The organism is Eubacterium sp. An3 (genome assembly GCF_002159465.1).
GTDB lineage: Bacteria > Bacillota > Clostridia > Lachnospirales > Lachnospiraceae > Anaerobutyricum > Anaerobutyricum stercoris.
Genome location: NZ_NFIR01000075.1, coordinates 1 through 3266, shown reverse-complemented (window position 1 = coordinate 3266; position 3266 = coordinate 1). Strand labels below are relative to the sequence as shown.

Sequence of the window (3266 nt, the reverse complement as noted above, 5' to 3'; positions counted from 1 at the left end):
GGTGCCGGTCAGGTGCTTGCCGCTCATGCCCTTGGACTTGAACACGGAGCGGATTTTCCGGCTGGTATCGCGGGCGTAAAACTCGTTCATGATGTTGCGGAAGGGCGTAAAATCATCATCACCTTTCAGACTGTCCACACCGTCGTTGATGGCGATCAGCCGGACACCGCGCTGCCGCAAAATCTCCATGACCTGACCGACTTTCAGATAGTCACGCCCCAGGCGGCTCATATCTTTTACGACGATGGCCTCCACCCGTCCGGCCTCGACTTCCTCCATCATCGCCAGAAAGCCGGGGCGGTCAAAACGGGTTCCCGATACGCCGTCATCGGTGAAGTGGGTGGGGTTCGGCAGACCATTCCGGCGGGCATAGTCCTCTAACATCTTTTTCTGATTGGAGATGGAATTGCTCTCGCCCTGTAACTCATCATCACGGCTCAAACGCTCATACAGAGGGGTGATTTTCTCGTTTCTCATGGCTGTACCTCCTGAAATGAAAATGCTCTAAGTGACTGCTTCACTAACCATGACAAAAACCATGATTAAGAAGTCACTTAGAGCATACATCTCCCGCAGCCAGCTTGTACTTTTTGTACTGACGGACGGCGAAGTGGTTGGGCTTCTCTGCCTCCAGCGCGTCAAACATCAGGTCCACGGGGTTCTTGAACTCCTCGTCATCCTCCCGGACCTCCATCGCGTTGATGAACTCGATGAGGGTGGAGAAATTCTGTTCCTCCACCGGGGCCTCGTAGTGGATATACCCAATGAGGGCGCAGTACAAAAGCGTCTCGGCCTTAACCCAAAAATCGTCCCCGGCCTTGCCCTCGCCCTTGGTGTTGGCGATCAGCGTCGTGACCAGTTTCAAGATGTCCTTTTCGGAGTGGATGTAGGCAAAGGGATTATAGTGCATGGACTTCTTGAAGTTGATGGTATTGAGGACTTTGATCCGATAAGGCTCATAGATGTCCTTGCCGTGCTTATCCTTCATGGGCTTGCCGTCCTTGCCCAGCTTGGGTGTGCCGCGCTGAAGCATTTTGCCGCACTCCACCAGGATGGTGCCTTTTGGGTCTGTCACCACATAGGAGCTGTGCATCTGCATCAGGTTCGGTTTCAGCCAGAAGCGGGTCTTGCCGGAACCGGAGCCACCGATCACCAGCACATTTTTGTTTCTGGCGGTCTTGGGGTCCTTGGGGCGGCTGTTCATGGTCAGGCTCTCGGTTTTAGTCAGAATCACATTGTTCTGGAACACCGGGTCGATGTAGGGTGCGATGTCCTCATGGGTGCCCCATGAAGCGTTTTGTCAAGTGCTTTTTTGAGTTATTGACGCAAATTCTTGTGAAAGTGCGAAAGTGCAAAGTGCAAAGGGTCTGCGTTTTGCACTTTCAGCTTGCGGGTTCGGGTGGCTGCTTCTTCTTGATGAAGTTATACCATTGACCGCCGACGCGCCTTGCGCCCAAAACACCGCCCATGTTGCGCTTGGCGTTCTGTACCGTCCTCTCGGATATTCCGGCTTCGGCTGCGGCCTTTACAAGGTCCTCGCTGGCAAGCTCTTTCCCGTCTGCAAGCAGGTCAAGTATCAGCCGTTCCGCCTGTTCGGTCTTGGTGGCGGTGTTGCCGCCCGCGCCGGACAGCAGCTCGTCGGCGGTAATGTCATACTCGCCTATCCACGAAAAGCCCGTTTCCGGGTCAAGGCAAAAGGCTATGGGCTTACCCTCCGGTGCAAGAGAAGATTTGTCATGGACGATAACGCGCACATTCGGTTCCCGTTTCACGCGCCCGATCAGCAGGACGCTCCTTGCTGCGGCGCGGAAGTCGATGGAGCCTAAACCCCGGTAGGCGCTCTGTCCTCCGGCGGCTTTGTTGAGGTGTCCGATTAGGATAACGGCGCACCCGGTACGCTCGGCAATCTCGGCAAGGCGGCGGAACATGGGGCGTATCTCGTTGGCCTTGTTCATGTCGGTTTTCTCGCCCACATACGCCTGTATGGGGTCAAGGATAATCAGCCGCGCCCCGGTCTGTCGGATAGCTCTCTCTATGCGCTCATCGGACAGGGAAAGCCCCTGCTTGCTCTCGTCAATGACAAGAATGCGGTCAAGGTCTGCTTCGGCTTCCATAAGGCGGGGCTTGATGGTGTCGCCCAAACCGTCCTCGGCAGTCTGGTAAATCACATTGAACGGCTCATGCACTGCCATGTGGGGGAACGGCTTGCGGTTGGTACAAGCGGCGGCAAGGCGTAGGGCAAAGGTGGTCTTGCCCTCGCCGGGGTTGCCCTGCACAATGGTTACTTTCCCAAAGGGGATATACGGCTCCCATAACCATTCGACGGTCTGCGTGTCCACCTCGCTCATGCGGATAATCTCAACGGTTTCTTCCTGCGGCGGCTCTTTCAAGCCGTAGACCGCTTCTCGCAAATACTTCCCGTCTGTGATTTCTGCCCGGTGCTGCAATACCTCGTTCCAATCCTTGAAAAGAGGGATAAGCCGGTGGACGGTGTAGCCCTCCGGCATGAGCTTCACAAGGCGGCTGCAAGCGTCGTTTCCGGCTTCGTCGCTGTCAAGGCAGAGATAAACGGTCTTGATGTTCGGACGGTCAGAGAGAAAGCGGAGCAGGGCTTTTTCTCCCACGCCGCCCAATGACAGGTAGCTTTGCTTCTGCCAATCCTTTTTGAACAGGCAGAGGAAAGAGAGCAAGTCAACGGGGGCTTCAAAGACAAACAATCTTTCGCCCTCGCCCCGGTAACAGAAGTTAAAGGCTTTGTCGCTGCCTTTCACATCAAGCCGGAAGTTTCCCGCCGTTCCCTTGCTGTGGGCGTAGCGCGGTATTTCGTCCTCGTCCCGCCCCACAAATACGGCGTTGTGGTGGGCTGCGTCCTCATAAATATCGCCGCGGGCAAAGAAAAAGCCCGTCACATCTTCATCAATGCGGCGGGCTGCTGTAAGGTAGTTCCTCGCTGTTCGGTTGTCGCTGTTTGGGGGTGGTAGCCGAAAGTCGGAAAGGGACGTGGGGCAAGGTCTGTCCGGCGGCGGTGCGGCTCCCTTTTCTCCTGTGAGAAGTTCCACGGCTTCGGTGAAGCTCTTGCCGAAAAACTCCATGACAAAATCAATGGGGCCGCCGCCCTTGCTCTGGCTGTGGCGATACCACTTGTTGCCCCGGACGGTCAAGCTGTCGTGCCGTTTCCAGCGGTATTCATTCCCGGCGCGGGTAAGCTGCTCGCCCTGTGATTGCAGGAAAGAAACAAGGTCGGCTTGGTTCGCCCGGTTTATCTG

Annotated in this window: 2 protein-coding genes and 1 pseudogene; all 3 read right to left on the bottom strand. The window is 55.9% G+C overall.

Features of this window, described 5'->3' with window-relative positions; genetic code table 11:
* A partial coding sequence (locus B5F87_RS20205; RefSeq protein ID WP_158097123.1) for a recombinase family protein occupies nt 1-477 on the bottom strand: 477 nt, incomplete at its 3' end.
* 91 nt (nt 478-568) lie between these two features.
* Nucleotides 569-1288: pseudogene (locus B5F87_RS20200) on the bottom strand (type IV secretory system conjugative DNA transfer family protein); the annotation flags it as partial.
* A 94-nt stretch (nt 1289-1382) separates the two neighbouring features.
* Nucleotides 1383-3266 (bottom strand): AAA family ATPase (locus B5F87_RS20195; RefSeq protein ID WP_242964624.1); only part of this gene is annotated, 1884 nt, incomplete at its 5' end.